This is a genomic window from Paraburkholderia sp. D15 (genome assembly GCF_029910215.1).
Lineage (GTDB): Bacteria > Pseudomonadota > Gammaproteobacteria > Burkholderiales > Burkholderiaceae > Paraburkholderia.
This window is the reverse complement of the sequence record NZ_CP110395.1, coordinates 841,373-860,641: the sequence shown is the minus strand read 5'-3', so window position 1 is coordinate 860,641 and position 19,269 is coordinate 841,373. Positions and strand designations below refer to the sequence as shown.

Annotated in this window: 18 protein-coding genes; 1 reads left to right on the top strand and 17 read right to left on the bottom strand. The window is 62.5% G+C overall.

Annotated features, from left to right (window positions below; genetic code table 11):
* Window positions 1-130 precede the first annotated feature (130 nt).
* The 16 genes from LFL96_RS03700 to LFL96_RS03625 form a co-directional block, all read right to left on the bottom strand.
* On the bottom strand, window positions 131-2,059 hold the full coding sequence (locus LFL96_RS03700) for a nucleoside-diphosphate sugar epimerase/dehydratase (RefSeq protein WP_280998165.1): 1,929 nt from the start codon (window positions 2,057-2,059) through the stop codon (window positions 131-133).
* Between the two features lie 220 nt (window positions 2,060-2,279).
* On the bottom strand, window positions 2,280-2,873 hold the full coding sequence (locus LFL96_RS03695) for a sugar transferase (protein ID WP_280998163.1): 594 nt from the start codon (window positions 2,871-2,873) through the stop codon (window positions 2,280-2,282).
* On the bottom strand, window positions 2,873-4,036 hold the full coding sequence (locus LFL96_RS03690; RefSeq protein ID WP_280998161.1) for a DegT/DnrJ/EryC1/StrS family aminotransferase: 1,164 nt from the start codon (window positions 4,034-4,036) through the stop codon (window positions 2,873-2,875). The genes LFL96_RS03695 and LFL96_RS03690 overlap by 1 nt, the downstream gene beginning before the upstream one ends.
* 18 nt (window positions 4,037-4,054) lie before the next feature.
* The gene (locus LFL96_RS03685) at window positions 4,055-4,633 is read right to left on the bottom strand and encodes a GNAT family N-acetyltransferase (protein WP_280998159.1); all 579 of its coding nucleotides are present in this window, start codon (window positions 4,631-4,633) and stop codon (window positions 4,055-4,057) included.
* A 50-nt stretch (window positions 4,634-4,683) separates the two neighbouring features.
* Window positions 4,684-5,904 (bottom strand): glycosyltransferase family 4 protein, encoded by a 1,221-nt coding sequence (locus LFL96_RS03680; RefSeq protein ID WP_280998157.1) that lies wholly within the window; start codon window positions 5,902-5,904, stop codon window positions 4,684-4,686.
* A gap of 16 nt (window positions 5,905-5,920) precedes the next feature.
* Window positions 5,921-7,051, bottom strand: coding sequence for a UDP-N-acetylglucosamine 2-epimerase (non-hydrolyzing) (gene wecB, locus LFL96_RS03675; RefSeq protein WP_280998155.1), 1,131 nt, complete (start codon window positions 7,049-7,051; stop codon window positions 5,921-5,923).
* 34 nt (window positions 7,052-7,085) lie between these two features.
* Window positions 7,086-8,213 (bottom strand): capsular polysaccharide biosynthesis protein CapF, encoded by a 1,128-nt coding sequence (locus LFL96_RS03670; RefSeq protein ID WP_280998153.1) that lies wholly within the window; start codon window positions 8,211-8,213, stop codon window positions 7,086-7,088.
* 3 nt (window positions 8,214-8,216) lie between these two features.
* Window positions 8,217-9,275, bottom strand: a complete 1,059-nt coding sequence (locus LFL96_RS03665; RefSeq protein WP_280998151.1) for a polysaccharide biosynthesis protein — start codon at window positions 9,273-9,275, stop codon at window positions 8,217-8,219.
* A 12-nt stretch (window positions 9,276-9,287) separates the two neighbouring features.
* The gene (locus LFL96_RS03660) at window positions 9,288-10,019 is read right to left on the bottom strand and encodes a glycosyltransferase family 2 protein (RefSeq protein WP_280998149.1); all 732 of its coding nucleotides are present in this window, start codon (window positions 10,017-10,019) and stop codon (window positions 9,288-9,290) included.
* A 68-nt stretch (window positions 10,020-10,087) separates the two neighbouring features.
* Window positions 10,088-11,221, bottom strand: a complete 1,134-nt coding sequence (locus tag LFL96_RS03655) for an EpsG family protein (protein ID WP_280998147.1) — start codon at window positions 11,219-11,221, stop codon at window positions 10,088-10,090.
* Window positions 11,218-12,321, bottom strand: a complete 1,104-nt coding sequence (locus tag LFL96_RS03650) for a hypothetical protein (protein WP_280998145.1) — start codon at window positions 12,319-12,321, stop codon at window positions 11,218-11,220. Before LFL96_RS03650 ends, LFL96_RS03655 begins: the two co-directional genes overlap by 4 nt.
* A gap of 182 nt (window positions 12,322-12,503) precedes the next feature.
* Complete coding sequence (gene rfbC / locus LFL96_RS03645; protein WP_280998143.1) at window positions 12,504-13,046, bottom strand: dTDP-4-dehydrorhamnose 3,5-epimerase; 543 nt, start codon at window positions 13,044-13,046, stop codon at window positions 12,504-12,506.
* Window positions 13,043-13,924, bottom strand: coding sequence for a glucose-1-phosphate thymidylyltransferase RfbA (gene rfbA, locus LFL96_RS03640; RefSeq protein ID WP_280998141.1), 882 nt, complete (start codon window positions 13,922-13,924; stop codon window positions 13,043-13,045). Before rfbA ends, rfbC begins: the two co-directional genes overlap by 4 nt.
* Before the next feature lie 11 nt (window positions 13,925-13,935).
* The gene (gene rfbD, locus LFL96_RS03635; RefSeq protein WP_280998139.1) at window positions 13,936-14,853 is read right to left on the bottom strand and encodes a dTDP-4-dehydrorhamnose reductase; all 918 of its coding nucleotides are present in this window, start codon (window positions 14,851-14,853) and stop codon (window positions 13,936-13,938) included.
* Window positions 14,843-15,898: a dTDP-glucose 4,6-dehydratase gene (rfbB, locus tag LFL96_RS03630; protein ID WP_280998137.1), complete on the bottom strand. Its 1,056-nt coding sequence runs from the start codon at window positions 15,896-15,898 to the stop codon at window positions 14,843-14,845. Before rfbB ends, rfbD begins: the two co-directional genes overlap by 11 nt.
* 331 nt (window positions 15,899-16,229) lie before the next feature.
* Complete coding sequence (locus tag LFL96_RS03625; protein WP_280998134.1) at window positions 16,230-17,156, bottom strand: GDP-mannose 4,6-dehydratase; 927 nt, start codon at window positions 17,154-17,156, stop codon at window positions 16,230-16,232.
* Between the two features lie 209 nt (window positions 17,157-17,365).
* Between LFL96_RS03625 and LFL96_RS03620 the strand changes: the two genes are divergently transcribed.
* Window positions 17,366-18,253, top strand: a complete 888-nt coding sequence (locus LFL96_RS03620) for a symmetrical bis(5'-nucleosyl)-tetraphosphatase (protein WP_280998132.1) — start codon at window positions 17,366-17,368, stop codon at window positions 18,251-18,253.
* A 126-nt stretch (window positions 18,254-18,379) separates the two neighbouring features.
* Here the strand turns inward: LFL96_RS03620 and LFL96_RS03615 are convergent, their stop codons facing one another.
* Window positions 18,380-19,255 carry a lysophospholipid acyltransferase family protein gene (locus LFL96_RS03615; RefSeq protein ID WP_280998130.1) on the bottom strand — a complete coding sequence of 292 codons (876 nt, stop codon included), beginning with the start codon at window positions 19,253-19,255 and terminating at the stop codon, window positions 18,380-18,382.
* Window positions 19,256-19,269: the final 14 nt, after the last annotated feature.

The window sequence follows — 19,269 nt, the reverse complement described above, 5'->3', positions numbered from 1 at the left end:
GAAGTACGCCAGCACCCGGGCCGCCGCACGGGCGGTCCGGCTGAATCGAACCGGCAAGACGCAATGCAATGCAACAAGGCGGATCCGGCCATCCAGCGCCGGCCGGATCCCCTTCTGCCACGTGGCAACGTTACCCGGTGGTCTGCGGTGCATAGCCATGCACCTGTTGACAGAGCAGTTCCTTGATCGCCACCTGATCGTTGCGCTCCGCCGCCGTTCGCATACGCAGCAAGACAGGCACGAGATCCGACCACCCGACAAAGTCCTCATGCGCTTTCATGATCCGCGCATGCGCGGTGGGCTCCGGGTTGTCGCCGATCAGCAGCTCCTCGTAGAGCTTCTCGCCGGGTCGTAACCCCGTGATCCTGATTTCGATGTCGCCGTCCGGATGGTGATGGTCGCGAATCGACAGCCCTGACAACTGGATCATCCGTTTCGCCAGATCCATGATCCGGACCGACTGCCCCATGTCCAGAACGAACACCTCGCCGCCGCGCGCCATCGCGCCGGCTTGCAGGACGAGTTGCGCCGCCTCCGGAATGGTCATGAAGTAACGTGTGACGTCCTTGTGCGTGAGCGTCAACGGCCCCCCGGCGGCCAACTGGCGGCGGAACAGCGGCACTACGCTACCGCTGCTGCCGAGTACGTTGCCGAATCGCACCATCGCGAACACCGTGTTGTTGCGCACGGGCTCGGCCGGCTGCCCGTCGAGCGCGCCGAAATCGACCTGCTGGCTCGCGGCCAGCGCCTGCAGCACCAGTTCGGCGGTGCGCTTCGAGGCGCCCATCACGTTGGTGGGGCGCACGGCCTTGTCGGTCGACACCAGCACGAAGTATTCGACCTGACTCTCCACGGCGGCACGCGCCATGTTGAATGTGCCGAAAACATTATTCAGGATGCCTTCGGACGGATTGCTCTCGACCAGCGGCACATGCTTATAAGCGGCCGCATGATAAATCGTCGCCGGCCGGTAGAGCTGACAGATTTCCCGCAAGCGGCCCAGGTTGGCCACGCTCGCGAGCAGCGGCACGATCCCGACATTCAGCCGATGCTCGGCATTCAACGCTTCCAGCTCGCGATGGATCGTGTACAGGCCAAACTCGTTGTGTTCCACGAGCACGAGCCGCTGCGGCTTTTCCATCAGGATCTGCCGGCACAGCTCGCTGCCGATACTGCCGCCCGCGCCCGTCACGAGCACGGTCTTGCCCGACAGATTGCGCGCCACCAGCGTCTCGTCGGGCTGCACGGGCGCACGGCCCAGCAGATCCTCGACATCGAGTTCCTGAAGATCGCGCACCGTCACCCAGCCCGACGCGAGATCGGCCATGCTCGGCAAGGTTCGCACGTGAACCGGCAGTTCGCGCAGACGGGCGATGATCGCATTGCGGCGGCCGCGCTCCAGCGACGGCATCGCCAGCAGGATGTCGGTCACGTCCATGCGTTCGACGGCATCGGCCACGTCGTCCGGGCTCATGATGTCGATACCGTTCACCGTACGCCCGACCTTCGCCTTGTCTTCGTCGATGAAGCCCAGCAGCACGAACTGCTGCGCCGCCCCCAGCGCCGACGCGGTTTGCACGCCCGCATCGCCGGCGCCATAGATCAGCAGGCGGCCTTTCTCGGGACGCGACCTGGCCGCGCGCCCCGCCAGCGTGAACTTGGCCAGCGCACGGCTCGCGCCCACCAGCAGCAGGAACAGCATCGGCTGGATCAGACCGACGCTGCGCGGCACGCCATCCCACTTCAACAGCAGCAGCGCCACGAACAGCAACACGCAGTAGACGGCAACGGCCTTGGTGATGGTGGCCACGGCCGCAACGCCCGTGTAACGGAAGATCGCCCGATACAGGCCAAAGCGCACGAACAGCGGGAACGCGAGCAGCGGCGCGAGCACGTAGACGTACTTCTGCTGTTGCTGCGGCCAACCCGCCTGATCGAGACGCAGATAAAAAGCCAGCCACACGGCGATCACCGAGAGACTCAGATCGAGCGTCACCACAACCACGCGCTTCGCAGGCCGTTTCATCTTCAACAGCGGCTGCGTGAATTTAATACTCATGATTCTTTCCATGCCCGTGATGCATTGCGTGGGTATGTCTTCGACCGGGGCATCGCTCGATGGGCCTGGCCGGGGAAAATTATTATGTTTAAGGCGCACCGCGGATTCGCCGCGCACCGCTACGCCGGATGCGCTGCAACGACGCAACGCAATCCGGCGCCCGATACCGCCTTCTCGCGGGTATCGCCTCCCGCGTCGGGCTTGACATCCAACACCGATCCTAGCGAATCAGACTCGTCAGCGTCGCAAAGATGACGCGCAAGTCGCCGAGGAACGATCGCTCCTTGACATACGCGACGTAGTAGCCGAGTTTGATCGGCAGCACCTCGTCAATGTACGCCTGATGCGGGTCCTGGGCCCGGCCGAGAATTTCGTTCTCGTCCTTGAACTCGATGGACGCCCAATCGGTAATGCCCGGCCGCACCGACAGCACGATGTCGCGCACATCGGCCGGATAGCACGCGACATAGCGCGGCACTTCCGGCCGCGGCCCCACGAAGCTCATATTGCCGATGAACACGTCGATCAGCTGCGCGAGTTCGTCCAGCTTGTACTTGCGCAGCGGCACACCCATGCGCGTCACGCGCGCGTCCGAGCCCACGGTGATCTGTAGACCCTTGCGCTCGGCGTCCGTCACCATCGTACGGAACTTGTGGATGCGAAACGGCTTGCCGAATCGCCCCACCCGCTCCTGACGAAAGAACACGGGCCCCGGCGATTCGAGCTTGATGAGCAGCGCCAGCACCAGCAGCACGGGCGACAGCAGCAGCAGACCGACCGCGCTCGCGACGATATCGAAAAGACGCTTCGTCATCAGCCGAGGGCCTGCTTCACCGCGGCGACCACCCGTTCGACGTCCGCGTCGGTCATGCGCGTGTAGAGCGGCAGCGTGACCGTGCGTTCATAGATGCGCTGGCTATTCGGGAACATCTCCGGCGTCAGCTTGTAGGTGTCGCGCCAGTACGGTTGCAGATGCAACGGAATGTAGTGCACGCTGCAGCCGATACCCTGCTCGAACAGACGCTCGATGAACTGATCGCGGCTTACGCCCGCACCGTCCGCCAGTTGCGTCACGTACAGGTGCCACGAATGGATGTCGCCCGCTTCCGCATGCGGCGGCAACACGATCGGCAGACCGGCCAGCGCTTCGTCGTACAGCGCCGCGATACGCGCGCGCTTCGCCTGAAACTCGTTCGCGCGCTTCAGCTGGTGAAGACCCAGCGACGACGCGATGTCCGTCATGTTGTACTTGAAGCCGGGCGCGACGATCTCGTAGTACCAGCTCGGCGCCTTCGCCGTGAAGCGGTCGAACGCGTCGCGGTTGATACCGTGCAGACGCATGACCTTCGCGCGCTTCGCCAGTTCGGGATCGCGCGTGACCAGCATGCCGCCTTCGCCGGTCGTGATCGTCTTGTTGGCGTAGAAGCTGAACACGGTCACGTCGCTGTCGAGTTGACCGATCATCGTGCCGCCGCAGGTAGTCGGCAACGCGTGCGCCGCATCTTCCATCACCCGCAAGCCGTGTTTTTTCGCCAGCGCCAGCAGCGCCTGCATGTCGGCCGAACGACCGGCGAAGTGCACGGGAATGATCGCCTTGGTACGCGGCGTGATCGCGCGTTCGATACCCGCCACGTCGATGCACAGCGTGCGCGGATCGACGTCCACGAACACCGGATCGGCGCCGAGATAGCGAATGATCTCGGCGGTGGCCGTGAACGTATGGGTCGTCGTGATGACTTCGTCGCCAGGCCCCACGCCCAGCGCCTCCAGCCCCAGATGCAGCCCCGCCGTCGCGGAGTTGACCGCGATCGCCTCGACGCCGCCGCCCAGGTACGCGGCGAAATCGGCTTCGAACTGCTTCGTCTTGGGACCCGTCGTCACCCAGCCGGAACGCAGCGCGTTCACTACCTCGGCGATTTCCTCCTCGCCGATTTCGGGAAGAGCAAACGGCAAAAAGTCTTTCTTGGGATCAACCATCACACACTCCTATATTTTTTACGCTACCCGAATGTCTTTCTTCATCAGCAGCATCGCGCGCGAGCCGTCCTGACTGAATTCCGCGTGGACACCGTAACCGTTCTTCGTATAAAACCTGATCGCGCGTTCGTTATCCGCCTTGTCGGTAGTCAGGGCGACGAACAGCGCGCCCTTCGCGCGGGCATGCGTCTCGAACTCGCGCAGCAACTCGTTGGCCAGTCCGCCGCCGCGCTTGTCCGGACTCACGCCGATGCTGCGCAGCACGGCGGAATGCTCCGGCGCGTCCGGTTGTCCGCGGCTCGTGAACAACTGGCTGACGATCTTCTTCGTCACGATCAGCGGATGACGAAGCACGCCGGGAATCAACGCCAGCACGAAGCGCGGCAGAAACCGGATCGCAAGACTGCGATCGCCGCCGGCGGTTTGCAGCGAGCCCACCGCGAACCCCAGCACGCTTCCTTCCGTCTCGTCGACGACGAACACGCTGGCCGGATTGCTCAGAAAGGCCCGATACATCACCATCAAAAACGGACGACCGAGCGAAGTGAGAAAGAATCCCGGGAATGCCGCCACATGCACGTCAACGACTTGACGCAAATCCTTCTCTTCTGCCGCACGACGCATTTCAAACTATCCTCTCGATGGAGCTAGACACGCTCGACAATATCCTTGAGCACGGAATCGACCTGCTTCACACCGTTTTCCATACTCATTTTCGCCACGTAGTACTCGCGCCCCCGCCGCCCCATGTCCGCCAACTGCTCCGGCGGCAGACCGGACATCCGCAACGCGGCCTGTGCAAGCTGCTCGGGCTGGCAAGGCTCGACGACCAGGCCCGCGTCGGCGTCCTTCACGATACGCGCTGCCTCGCCCCGGACCGCCATCAGAATCGGACGGCCCACCATCATGTACGCCTGGGTCTTCGACGGGATCGTGATCTCGAAGACCTCGGCGTCGGCGAGGTGCACCAGCAGCACGTCCGCCGCCGCAAGAATGCCACTGACGCGATCCACCGGCACCTGCGGCAGGAACGCGACGTTGTTCAGACCCAACTCCGCGGTCATCCGCTTCAGCTTGTCCGCCTCGACGCCGGCGCCGAGAAAGGTGAAGCGGATTTTCGTGTCGCCGTGTTCCTGGACGATACGCGCCGCATCGATCACATGCGTTAGCGCCTGAGCGGCGCCGAGGTTGCCCGCATAGAGCACGTTGAAGCGGCTGGCGTCGAAAATTCCCTCGGTCGCGCCGCGCTCCGGATTCGTGCGGCCTTCGTCGCACCAGTTGAAGATCCGCACGATCTTCTGCGAAGGCACGCGCTTCGATTCCAGCGCGCGCCGGTAGCCATCGGAGAGCACGACGGTGCGCGACGCTTTCCGGTAGATCAACCCGCACAGACGGTCGATCACGCGAGTCACGCGCCCCTCGCGCAGCATGCCGGTCGCGACCAGCGCTTCGGGCCACAGATCCTGCACGTCGTAGACGAACGGCGTTCGCCGGAAGGTCCGCACCAGTGCGGCCGTCAATCCGACGATCACCGGCGGGTAGTAGGCGTAGATCACATCCGGCTTCCTGGCGACGAACAGCGCGTAAAAGGCCGACACCGCGCCGAACGATGCATAGCTCAGCATGCGCTTGACCGCCGAACGGCCATGGCTGATGAACGTGGGCAAGCGCACGACGCGCACGCCGTCCAGATTCTCAATCTGCCGCCAGCGCAGCTTGTAGCCGTCGAAGACCTTCCCGCCGGGATAGCTCGGGAACGTGGTCACGACCTCGACCTCGTGACCCAGGGCTTGCAGCCGCCTCGCGAACTCCAGCCCCTTGATCGAATTCTCGGGGTCGAAAAGCTGCGACACAAATAGGATTCGCAAGACGTTCCCCCGTCGCTCAGTACTTCTTCCACACCACGCGGTTCACATAATCCGTATAGCTGTGGATGATGCGCAGCACTTTGTCCGACACGTTCGGCATGCTGTAATCGCCGACCTGGCGCAACAGACGCTCGCTGCCGCGCGGTTGCGCGGCGAGAATGTCGAGGCCTTGCAGCACGCGCTCGACCTCCAGCCCGACCATCATCACCGCGGCTTCCTCCATGCCTTCCGGACGCTCGTGCGCCTCGCGCAGATTCAGCGCGGGGAAGTTCATGATCGACGATTCCTCGTTGATGGTGCCGCTGTCGGACAGCACCGCGCGCGCGGACACCTGGAGCCGGTTGTAGTCGGTGAAGCCCAGCGGCTTGAGCAGCCGCACGTTCGCGTGGAACTGCGCGCCCATCGCGTCGACGCGCTTTTGCGTGCGCGGATGCGTGGAGACGATAACCGGCAGACCATAACCTTCCGCGACGGCGTTCAGCACCTGAACCAGCTTGCCGAAGTTGGCGTCGGAGTCGATGTTTTCCTCGCGATGCGCGCTGACCACGAAGAATTGCCCTTCCGCGAGACCGAGGCGATCGAGCACGCCGGACGCGTCGATACCCGGCTTGTAGTGGCCCAGCACTTCCGCCATCGGGCTGCCGGTCTTGATCACCATGTCGGGCGGCAAACCTTCGCGCAACAGATATTCGCGCGCGATCGAGCTGTACGTCAGGTTGATGTCCGCCGTGTGGTCGACGATGCGGCGATTGATTTCCTCGGGCACGCGCATGTCGAAGCAGCGGTTGCCGGCTTCCATGTGGAAGATCGGAATCTTGCGACGCTTGGCGGGGATCACGGACAGGCAACTGTTCGTGTCGCCGAGCACCAGCAGCGCCTCGGGCTTTTCCGTGGCCAGCACGTCGTCCATCGCGATGATGATCTTGCCGATGGTCTCGGCCGCGCCGCCGCCCGCCGCGTTGAGGAAGTGATCCGGCTTGCGAATGCCCAGGTCGTCGAAGAAGATCTGGTTCAGTTCGTAGTCGTAGTTCTGGCCGGTGTGCACCAGAACGTGATCGCAATGCTCGTCCAGGCGCGCCAGCACCCGCGACAAACGAATAATCTCGGGCCGGGTACCGACCACGGTCATGACTTTGAGTTTTTTCATCGACGTCGAAAAATTGGCTGCGGTGGCAAGGGGCTCAGAGCGGGCAGGCGAAAGTGTCGGGTCGCGCCCGGTCAAAAATTTCGTTCGCCCACAGCATGACGATCATTTCGTCCTGCCCGATGTTGGTAATGTCGTGCGTCCAGCCGGGCACCGTCTCCACGATCTCCGGTTTCTCGCCCGAGGTCGTCAGCTCGTGCGTTTCGCCGGTCTGCATATGGCGGAACTTGAAACGCGCCTGGCCTTTGATGACCAGGAACTTCTCCGTTTTCGTGTGGTGATAATGGCCGCCGCGCGTAATGCCCGCGTGCGCGGTGAAGAACGAAAACTGGCCGGAATCCGAAGTCTTCAGCATCTCGACGAACACGCCGCGCGGGTCGCCGTACTGCGGCACGGTGTAGGCGAATGCCTCGACCGGCAGATAGCTGACGTAGGTGGCATACAGCGCGCGCGTGAGGCCGGTGCCGACGCGATCGATGACCAGCGTGTCGCGGCTGTCGCGGAACGCCTGGATCTGGCGCGCGAGTTCGCCGACCGTGGTCGTGTACTGCGGCGTCACCACCGCGAAACCGTCCGCGTCGACGACTGCATCGGCGCCGTCCATCAATTGCACGAAGCGTTCGATGACGTCGTCCACGTACACCAGCGTGACCTGTGCGCTCGGGTCGTTGACCTGGATCGGCAGCCCGCGCGCGATGTTATGGCAGAACGTCGCCACGGCCGAGTTGTAGTTCGGCAGGCACCATTTGCCGAACACGTTCGGCAAACGGAACACGTGCGCGGGAATCTGATGACTGCGCGCGAGCGCGAGCAGCGCCGACTCGGCACCGCGCTTGCTTTGACCATACGGATTGTCGCGCCCGGCCTGGGTGGACGAGGTATAGATCACCGGCAGCTTACGCCCCGAGCGCTCAGCCTCGCCGGCCAGCGCAAGGCTCAGCGCCACGGTCAGATCCTGATTACCCGTGACGAATTCCTGGGGGTCCTGCGGGCGATTGACGCCCGCGAGGTGAAACACGAAATCCACCTGCTGCAGCAGTTCAGGCAGACGCGCGACGTCGTCGCCGCGCGTGAAGCACGTGAGTTCGACATCCTTGCGTTCCGCCAGATGCAGACGCAGATTCTTGCCGACGAAGCCGTTCGCTCCGGTAATCAGCACCTTCATCGCTTACTCCTCCGCCACGGCTTGCTCGCCGCGCGCGATACGCTGCATGAAGTCGAGCTTCAGCAACAGCTTCTTCATGCCCTCGACGTCCAGCCGGTTCGTGTTGTGCGAGTTGTAGTCTTCGCCGTGCGTGCCCTGCGTGATGCGTTGCTCGCCCTCTTCGAAGAACTTCGCGTAGTTCAGATCGCGACCGTCCGGCGGCACGCGGAAATAGTCGCCCATGTCTTCGGCACACGCCATTTCCTCGCGGCTCAGCAACGCTTCGTACAGCTTTTCGCCGTGACGCGTACCGATCACGTTCACCGGGTGTTCCGGCTTGCCCATCAGTTCCAGAATCGCCTGTGTCAGCACCTCGACCGTGGCGGCGGGCGCCTTCTGCACGAAGATGTCGCCGTTGTTGCCGTGCTCGAAACCATACAGCACGAGATCGACCGCATCGGCGAGCGTCATCATGAAGCGCGTCATGCTCGGATCGGTGACAGTGATCGGGTTGCCCGCCAGCACCTGCGCGACGAACAGCGGAATCACCGAGCCGCGCGAGGCCATCACGTTGCCGTAGCGCGTGCCGCAGATCACCGTGTCCGTGCCTTCCAGGTTACGGCTCGCGGCGACCATCACCTTTTCCATCATGGCCTTGCTGATACCCATCGCGTTGATGGGATAAACAGCCTTGTCGGTGCTCAGACACACGATACGTTTGACGCCCTGTTCGATGCCGGCTTCCAGCACGTTTTCCGTGCCGAGAACGTTGGTCCGCACCGCCTGCATCGGGTAGAACTCGCACGACGGCACCTGCTTGAGCGCCGCCGCGTGGAACACGTAGTCCACGCCGCGCATGGCCGACGCCACGCTGCTCTTGTCGCGCACGTCGCCGATGTAGAACTTGAGCTTGGAATTCGCGTAGCGCTTACGCATGTCGTCCTGCTTTTTCTCGTCCCGGCTGAAAACGCGGATTTCCGCGATGTCCGAGTCCAGAAAACGGCGAAGAATGGCATTGCCGAACGACCCGGTTCCGCCGGTGACGAGCAGGGTCTTCCCACGGAAGAAATTCATCGAAGTCATTGCCAGATGTCCTTATGCCGATTTAAGTTTGAAAGATATTAGCCTCAACGCGAGCGCCCATAGGAAGCGGGCTCTGGATCGGAGGACTACGAGCAATGCACGCCGCTTTGCCACGCTGACATTGCTGCCGTGAATGCGATGCAGCAAGGTGGGTTCTTGCAGATTCAGCACGGTACCGATCGAACTCGCCACCAGCGCAAACCAGATGTCGTGCGATTCGATGCCCTTTGGGATGGGCAGGCACGATCGCAATAGATTACGTCGCATCAGGAAGGTACAGCCGAAATAGGGCGCCTTGCCCAAAAAAATCGAGCCGATTTGCGCCAATCTGGCTGTTTTTGCGACGCCCAGTTGCCGGAATTCCCCAATCGCCTGCCCTTGCGCATTGATCAGGTCGAAATTGCTGGCCACCAGATTAATCGACGGATTTTCATTCAGACGCGACATCATGGTCTGCACGCGCCCGGGGATCCAGATATCGTCCTGATCGGACAGGAAAATGTAGTCCCCTTTGGAAAGACTCATCGCCTTCTCGAAATTCCGCACGTGCCCCAGATTGGATTCGTTGCGATAGGCCCGAATCCGCGGGTCGTCATAGGCCGCGACAATGGCCAGCGTGTCGTCGGCGGACTGATCGTCGCAGATCACGATTTCATCTGCGGCGCCGATCTGACTCACAATAGAGTCCAGCTGTTCCCTAATGTATTTGGCGCCATTATATGTGGCTATACAAACGCTAATCATATTAATATCCGCCTACATCAAAATTCATATCTCTCGGTTAACCGGCGCCATTGCAAATCGATTTGGCGTCACCTCGCCCGGTTCTCCTCGATGGCCTGATAGAAGCGATCCTCGCCGTCGGCGCGCGCATCGTTCATCAATACCTTGTCGACCCAGAAACTCTGGTACGGCACATAAGAAATAAACGCCGGGTCGGACAGCGATCTCGTCAGGGTGGCCAGCGAAAGCAATGCGCCGGCGAAGATAACCACGAGGTTCTGCCGTTCGACGATATATTTCGACAGCACACAAGCCTGAATGATCACGACGAATATCTGTACACGATTCCACAACACCGGCAGCATCCAGGCGGCCACCTGAAAGAAGATCAGATAGAACACGCTCCAGCGCACCAGTTCCAACTTATCGCCGTCGCCCCCGGAGGTCATGACCCACAAGAAGAACGCCAGATTCAGCACGATATAGCCGAGACTGCCCATGCTGATCTGCGGCACCGTGGCCTGGCTCAGATAGAAGACGATCTTCTCGGAAAACGGCATCCAGTCCAGTGCGCCGGCACCGACCGCCGCCAGGACGAGATGCACACATAGAAAGCCGCCGATCAGCGTGAAGATCGCGAGCCGGAGATTGAGCTTTCTATGCAGCAAGAAAACGATCGGCAGAAACGCGAGCGAGAAAAAGTGAAATCCTGTCGCCAGCAGAATCAACAGGTACGCAAGAACTTTTCGCCCCTCCAGCACGCACATGAGCGCGATGAAGATGAACGACATGGCAAGCGAATAACGCGTGGTCGCCATCTGGGTTGCCAGATAGATCCACGCGTAATACACGGCCGCCACGCCGGCAAAGCTGGCGCCCCAGAAGCGCGCGAAGCGGAACAACACCAGACCGTTGAACGCCGTGACGATGAACAGGAACGTCTGGAAGCTGAACAGTTTCCCCGACAGCCATGCGCTCAGCACGTACAGGGGTTCGAATTCCGGAAACTGCGGATTGTCGCCACCGCTCAGTCCGAACTGCTGTAGCGCGAGATAGTGATCGCGATAGATCAGCCAGTCGTTGCCCGTTTCGAACCGCTGACCCGCGACCACGACGAAAATCGCAAGCGCCACGAATTCGAGGGACGCGATCGTCTCCCCGCGAACCGCGGAAACGAGGAATATTCCCCAGAGCGCGCAGAAAATCACCAGATAGAAAGTCATGCGAGGCGGTCCCTCGGGATCTCACCCATTCCGCGTAAACGGACGAACGTCAGCGACAACGTGACGAAGAGGAAGATTGCCGTGGCGATATTGACCACCACCGCGGCCGACAAGGCCGTGGCATTGCCCAGCACCGCGAGGAACCCGCCTGCGAGCAGCGCCAGCAACAGGATGTTCGACAGCAGGATCACGCGGCCGGCGCCGGCGTAAATCAGCACGCAATTCGCGACGTTCTGCACGTACAGCAACCAGTAAAACAGCCAGAACAGATAAACCAGTCCGGCATACGCGAGATAGCGTGGACCGAGCGCGAGCCCCACCAGCAGCTTCGCGAGACCGAAGTCGTGAATGATGAAAATCCACAGCAACGCGGCGGCGATCACGCCGACACCGAGCGAGCGCGTGAGGAAGCGGTACACGCCAGCCTCGCCGCCGCGCGCGCATTTCGCGAAATACAGGTTGTTGAACGAGACGAACACCAGCGTCGCGGCCATCACGATGGTGAGCATGTTCGAATAGGCGGCCAGATCGCCCGCGTCCGCGCGACCGAGAAAATACCGGGGTACGTTGACGCTCAAGCTGGCCAGGCACGCGCCGCCGCCCATCAGGAAATCCGAGCGCGTGGCGATTGCCGTGCGCATGCCCGCCGCCCAGGAAAAGCCGCACGACCAGAGCGTGATGGCGATGTTGGCGGCCGCGAGCAGGATCACGGCCTGCATCAACGGCAGTTTGAGCAGGAAGACCGCCAGCAGGCTCAGCAGAAAAACCAGAAGACGGCCGCCGCTGCTGGCGAACAGGCCGCGATAATCCATCGTTCTGATTTTCTCGGAGAAATACGGCTCGTACATCAGGTCGCCGAGACGGTAGATACCGACCACGAGAATCAGATACTCGTGATAGACGACCGATACAGCCACCGCAATCAGCAGGTAAAACGGCGCGAGCTTCGCGCGCAACGCGGTCGCCTCGTCCCATGCGCGACGGCCGGCCAGAATCGCCACGCCATGCTGCATCGAGAACAGCAGATAAAGCGGTGCCGCGTAGGCAAGCGCCGTCCCCAACCTCGCCGAATCCTGAAACGTTCCCAGATGGGAATACATCAGGACCAGCAATACGGTCGGTACATTGATAAAGACGTTCGAGGCCAGGACCGAGAGATATCGCATTATTTTCCCAACCGGTCTTGCCAACTCATCAATCGACGCAATGCGTTCAATCCAATAGGAGTAGAAGGAATCGCGATAACAAGGGCCGTTTGCGCCGCAAGCGCGCTCAAACCGGCCTACCCCAGCACGTCCGCCAGGGCCGGAGCAATGGCGTCTTTCTGGGAGAGATTCGGCTGCACGGCAAGCGGCCATTCGATGCCGATACTCGGGTCGTCCCAACGGATCGAGCGCTCGTTCTCCGGCGAATAGTAGTTGTCCGTCTTGTAAAGAAATTCGGCCTGTTCGGAGAGCACCAGGAAACCATGCGCGAAGCCACGCGGAATCCACATCTGCCGGTTGTTTTCCGCGGACAGATTCACGCCGACCCAGCGACGGAAGGTCGGCGAATCCGGACGGATGTCGACCGCGACGTCGAACACCTCGCCGCGCACCACACGCACCAGCTTGCCCTGCTGCATCGGATCGATCTGGAAGTGCAGCCCGCGCAGCACACCCTTCGCGCTTAGCGAATGGTTGTCCTGAACAAACTCGATGTTCTGCCCGACAGCGGCGTTGAAACGCTGCTGATTGAAGCTTTCGTAGAAGAACCCGCGCGCGTCGCCGAACACCTTCGGTTCGATGATCAGCACGTCGGGAATAGCGGTATTAACGATGTTCATGCAGTTCTCTCGTGTTTCAACAGGCGCAGCAGGTACTGTCCGTAGCCGCTCTTGGCCAGCGGCTGCGCGAGTTTGTCGACCTGTTCGCTATCGATGAAACCCTGCCGCCACGCGATTTCTTCCGGACACGCGATCTTGAGCCCTTGCCGGTGCTCGAGCGTCGCGATGAATTGCCCCGCTTCGAGAAGACTGTCGTGCGTGCCCGTGTCGAGCCATGCATAGCCGCGCTCCATGATCTGGACGCTCAACTTGCCGCGCTCGAGGTAGGCCTGATTGACGGCCGTGATTTCCAGTTCGCCACGCGCGCTCGGCGTCACCGCCTTGGCGATGTCGACGACATCGTTGTCGTAGAAGTAGAGGCCCGTCACCGCGAAGCCGCTCTTCGGTACCGCCGGCTTTTCCTCGATGCTGACGGCCTTGCCGTTCGCGTCGAACGCAACCACGCCGTAGCGCTCCGGGTCCTGCACGTGATACGCGAAGACGGTCGCGCCGTCCGCCTGGGCGTCCGCCTCGCCCAACAGCCCTTGCAGGTCGTGGCCGTAGAAAATGTTGTCGCCCAGCACCAGCGCGCTCGGCGAGTTACCCACGAACTGCTCGCCGATGATGAACGCTTGCGCCAGACCATCCGGAGACGGCTGCACCGCGTACTGGAGATTGATACCCCAGTTGCTGCCGTCGCCGAGCATCTCCGCGAAACGCGGCGTGTCCTGCGGCGTGGAGATGACCAGGATGTCGCGAATCCCCGCCAGCATCAACGTGGACAGCGGGTAGTAGATCATCGGCTTGTCGTACACGGGCAGCAGCTGCTTCGACACCGAACGGGTGATCGGATAAAGCCGCGTGCCGGAACCGCCGGCGAGAATGATGCCTTTGCGCATGGTGCGGATCGTCAGGAGAGGATCTGGTCGAGCAGGAACTGCACGCCCTGCCGCCAATCCGGAAGATGGATATCGAAATTCGCCCGCAGCTTGCTCGTATCCAGCCGCGAATTAGCCGGACGCGGCGCGGGCAGCGGATAAGCCGTGGACGGAATCGCCTCGATGCGCGCCGGATCCACTTTCAACTCGATGCCGCGTGCCGCGGCGCTGCGCAGCACTTCGGTCGCATAGCCGTGCCAGCTGGTTTCGCCGGCGGCGGCCAGGTGATACACGCCCGCGGGGAACGTCTCGCGCCGGCCGTGCAGCCAGTGACGCGCGACGATCTGCGCGGTCGCATCGGCGATCAGCGCGGCCGTGGTGGGCGCGCCGAACTGGTCGGCGATCACACGCAGGCTGTCGCGTTCACGACCCAGCTTGAGCATGGTTTTGGCGAAGTTGCCGCCGTGCGCGCCAGCTACCCAGCAGGTGCGCAACACCAGCGCCGTCGCGCCGGATCCGGCGATGGCCTGCTCGCCGGCCAGTTTGCTTTTGCCATAGACGGATTGCGGATTCACCGCGTCCGTTTCCGTATAAGCGCCGTCCTTGCGACCGTCGAACACGTAGTCCGTCGAGTAATGCACCAGCAGGCTGCCGAGCAAGCGCGCTTCTTCGGCAAGCACGCCCGGTGCGATGCCGTTGATCGCGTAGGCGGTATCGGCGTCGGTTTCGGCTTTATCGACCGCCGTGTAGGCGGCGGCATTGACGATCACGTCGGGGCGCCATTGCGCCACGGCGCCACGCACGGCTTCCGGATTCGTCAGGTCACAGGCGTTGCGGTCGAGCGCAATCACACGGCCGAGCGGCGCGAGACTGCGGCGCAGTTCGAAGCCGACCTGGCCGTTGCTACCCGTGACGAGCAGAGTGGGGATGCGCGTTGCGTCAGACTGCATAGTGTTTCGCCAGCCAGTTCCGGTATTCGCCGGTCATCACGTTCTGCACCCACGGCTGGTTGTCCAGATACCACTGAACGGTCTTGCGAAGACCGGTTTCGAAGGTCTCGGCCGGCTTCCAGCCGAGTTCGCGTTCGAGCTTGCGGGCGTCGATCGCATAGCGGCGGTCGTGACCCGGGCGGTCCTTCACGAACGTGATCTGCTCACGATACGAGCCGGCCTGTTTGGGGCTGAGTTCATCGAGCAGGTCGCACAGCGTGTGCACCACGTCGAGATTGGTCTTTTCGTTCCAGCCGCCGACGTTGTACGTTTCGCCCGGCGTGCCGCGCTTGAGCACTTCGCGGATCGCCGCGCAGTGGTCGCCGACATACAGCCAGTCGCGCACGTTCTGGCCGTCGCCGTAAATAGGCAAAGGTTTGCCTGCCAGCGCGCTCGCGATCACCATCGGGATCAGTTTTTCGGGGAAATGGTACGGCCCGTAGTTGTTCGAGCAGTTCGTGGTCAGCGTGGGCAGACCATACGTGTGATGGTAGGCGCGCACCAGATGATCGGCGCCGGCCTTGGTCGCTGAATACGGGCTGTTCGGCGCGTAGGGCGTGGTCTCGGAAAATTGCGGATCGGTGGGCGACAGCGAGCCGAAGACTTCGTCCGTGGAAACGTGCAGGAAGCGGAAGGCCGCCTTGTCCGCGTCGTTCAACGCGCTCCAATAGGCGCGCGCGGCTTCGAGCAGCGTGAAGGTGCCGACGACGTTGGTCTGCACGAAATCGGCCGGACCGTGGATCGAGCGGTCGACATGGCTTTCCGCGGCGAAGTGCAGCACGGCGCGCGGCTTGTGCTCGGCGAACAACGTGTCGAGCGTGGCACGGTCGCAGATGTCGGCACGCACGAAGACATGCAGGGGATTGTCCTGTAGCGACTGGAGCGTGCTGAGGTTGCCGGCGTAGGTCAGCTTGTCGACGTTCAGCACTGCTTCGTCCGAGGCATTGAGCCAGTCGAGCACGAAATTGGCGCCGATAAAACCGGCGCCGCCCGTTACCAGGATCATGAATTTCCCTTCTAGATGTTGATGCCGGACCGGCTTATCTCACCGGTTCCGCGCACCCCGCGTTGTGGTATTCGTTCTCGCCGACGTTGGGCGGCGGCCGCGCCCAGCAGCGGGTGGGCGCTTATTTGCCATTTTGATGATGCCCCAAGATTATAAAGCGGTCCGGGGTAAAAACCAGAACCCTAACAACTTGAAACAGCTTGACAAATCGCTTGCAAGGCCGTTTCAACATGCGCACGATGCGGGCCGCATCGGCCGGCTATTTTGGTGATGCGCGCTATACGCGTCGTCCGCGCGAGTAGCGGAATCGACGCCGCCGAAAGGTGCGGCGTCAGGCAGCCAGCATCCAGCGCAGCGTGTCGACGAAGGGAATCGATTCGACCGCCGGCACGAGCGCGCGCAGCCTCGTCGGCGAGCCGGCCAGCATTTTGACGTCGGTTGGTCGCACGAAGGCGGGATTAACCCGAACTTCGAGCTCATGGCCGGTCAATTCGCTCGCCGAACTCAGAATTTCCCGCAGCGTATACGGCGTCCCCGTACACACATTCACCGTCTCCGCCGCCGCCCCCGACTCAAGCAGCGCCTCATAAGCGCTCGCCACATACCGCACATCCGAGAAATCCCGCGCGACATCGATATTGCCCAGTTCGATGCGCGATTCGCGCCGCGCGAAGTGCTCGACGATCTTCGGCACGAGGAAGTTCGATGCCTGCCCCCGCCCCGTATAGTTAAACGGCCGCACGATCAGAATCGGCAGCTTGTCGAACCACGTCCGCACCATCGTTTCCATGGCCGCCTTGCTGGCCGCGTAATGATTGACGGGCGTGACCGGAAAGCTTTCGTCGATCGCCTCGCTCGTCACGTTGCCGTACACGTTCGCGCTGCTCGCGATCAGCAGTTTGCGCGGCGCGAGCCCGATGGCCGCGCAGGCTTCCAGCAGATTCAGCGTGCCGATCACGTTGACGCGATAAAAGTCCAGCGGATCGTCATGCCCGACAAAACTGATGGCCGCCAGATGCACGATGTAATCGGGCCGCGTCAGTTCGAGCGCGCGGCGGCACGCATCCGGCGACGTGATGTCGAGCCGCACGCGCGTCGGCGTTTCGGGTTCGTCGCGCCCGGCGATCGTTTCGATCACCGTATGACCGCTGCGCCGGAGATTGTCCACCAGATAGCGGCCGGTGAAACCGTTCGCGCCGGTGACGAGGGTGCGCACAGGTTGCTTCGCATGCGACGAGGAAAGGCTGTCGTGATTCATGTAGGGCGTCCTGTTGTAGTGCAATATCGCGGACAACATGCCGCTTGAGCGTGGCCAGCAGGCAGCGTGCCTTGCGCCGCCGGCCTCCGGGCCCATGCGGCGCGATATTCATGCATCAAACGGGCTATTATGTCACGCTGGCTTGTTGCACTGCTCAACGCGGCACGACTCCTGCGTCACCGCGTGTATCGACCCGTACCCAATCCTCGATGACACCCGCCACCACGCTTTCACCCTCCTCGCCGTCTCCTCACGCATCGCTTGCACCGCTTGCCTTCGGCGATCTGCAAGGCTGCCGCACGCCGTTCCAGCAATTGCTGGCCAAGGCCGCGCCGCCGGCCGGCACGCCGCTCTGGTTCGCCGGCGACCTGATCAACCGCGGCGCCGAATCGCTCGCCACGCTGCGCGACATCATCGCACTCGGCGATCAGGCGGTGCCGGTGCTGGGCAATCACGATCTGCATCTGCTGTCGGTGTCGGCGGGTATTCGCAAGGCGAAAAAGGGCGACACGATCGGCGAAATCCTCGCCGCGCCGGATGCCGCCGACCTGCTCGAATGGGTTCGCCACCGCCCGCTCGCGCACTTCGACCAAGGCATGCTGATGGTGCATGCGGGCGTGCTGCCGCAATGGGACGTGAACCTCACACTCGAACTCGCGGACGAATTGCAGCGCGCATTGCGCGCGCCGAACTGGAAGGAAACGCTCGCCGGCTTGTACGGTAACGAGCCGAACCGGTGGTCGCCCGAGTTGAAGGGTATCGACCGTTTGCGCCTGACGTGCAGCACGTTGACGCGCATCCGTTTCTGCAATGCCGACGGCGTGATGGATTTCAGCAGCAGCGGCGGCTTGAATGCCGCGCCTTCGGGCTGCATGCCGTGGTTCGACGTGCCGTCGCGCAAAACCGCCGGCGTCACCGTGGTGTTCGGCCACTGGGCCGCGCTCGGCCTGACGGTGCGCGAAAACCTGATCGGCCTGGACTCGGGCTGCGTATGGGGCGAGAAGCTGTCGGCGATCCGCCTGACGCAAGATCCGGCGGCGCGTACGCTGACCCAGGTGGATTGCGAGAATTGCCGCGTGCCGAACGGCGGCAACTGAGGCGGAACGGAAGGCTGGCGCGTGCCTCGTTCGAAGCGGAACCGTACGCGCAAAAATTGAAGGCCGCACAAGGCGGCCCGCTATCCCGACGCTGGACACATCGGCAAGACGAAAAGCGCTGCCGTGTCAGGCCGAGCTGCTCGAACGATCCACCGGATCGCGACCTGCAACAGCCGGCGAATACGCAACCGGCTCCGCATCGATCGATCCTCCAGCAGCCGGTTGCGTCGCGTCTTTCTCGACGATCACCGCACCCGCGCTCGCCGCGCCCCCCTGCAACGCCCGCAACGCCGCCGCAACCGACTCCTGCGCCTGCGCGGCCAACGTCCGCCGGTCCGCGCCCGGCGGAATCGCCGCACCGACATACACGTGCGCAGTGAGCGGCCCGCCGCGCAACAGCAGATTCAGCGAGTCGGCGAGCGACAGATCGTCGATATACGCCGGCGCGGTGGATTGCCGGCCCTGCGCGTCTTCATACACGATGCACAACGGCTGCACCGGCGCCGCCGCCGACACGGCCGCCTGAAACATGTTCGCGTGAAACGGCAACAGCGTCAGACCGTTCGACGTCGTGCCTTCGGGAAACACGCACATCAGTTCGCCCGCACTCAGACGGTCGGACAGTTCGTGCATGATCCGTTTCGCGTCGCTGCGCTTCTCGCGCTGAATGAACACCGTGCCGAGCTGCTGCGCGAGCCAGCCGACCACCGGCCATTGACGGATCTCCGCCTTCGACACGAACGGCGTCGGCCGCCACGCATTGATCACGTAGATATCGATCCAGGAAATGTGATTGGCCACCACCAGCGCGCCACGATCGAGCCGCGCCGCGTCGTTATGCACGACAAGCCGCATGCCGCACAGGCGCAGCATCTTCAGCGACCATTCGCGGTTCAGTGCCTCGCGCTGCTGCGCGCTGGCCTTGGGAAACCGTGTCGCCACGATCCACATGCCGCGCAGCAGATGCGCGACGAGACGGGCCTTGCGTAACGCTAGCTTCATGGTCGGAGCTTTCC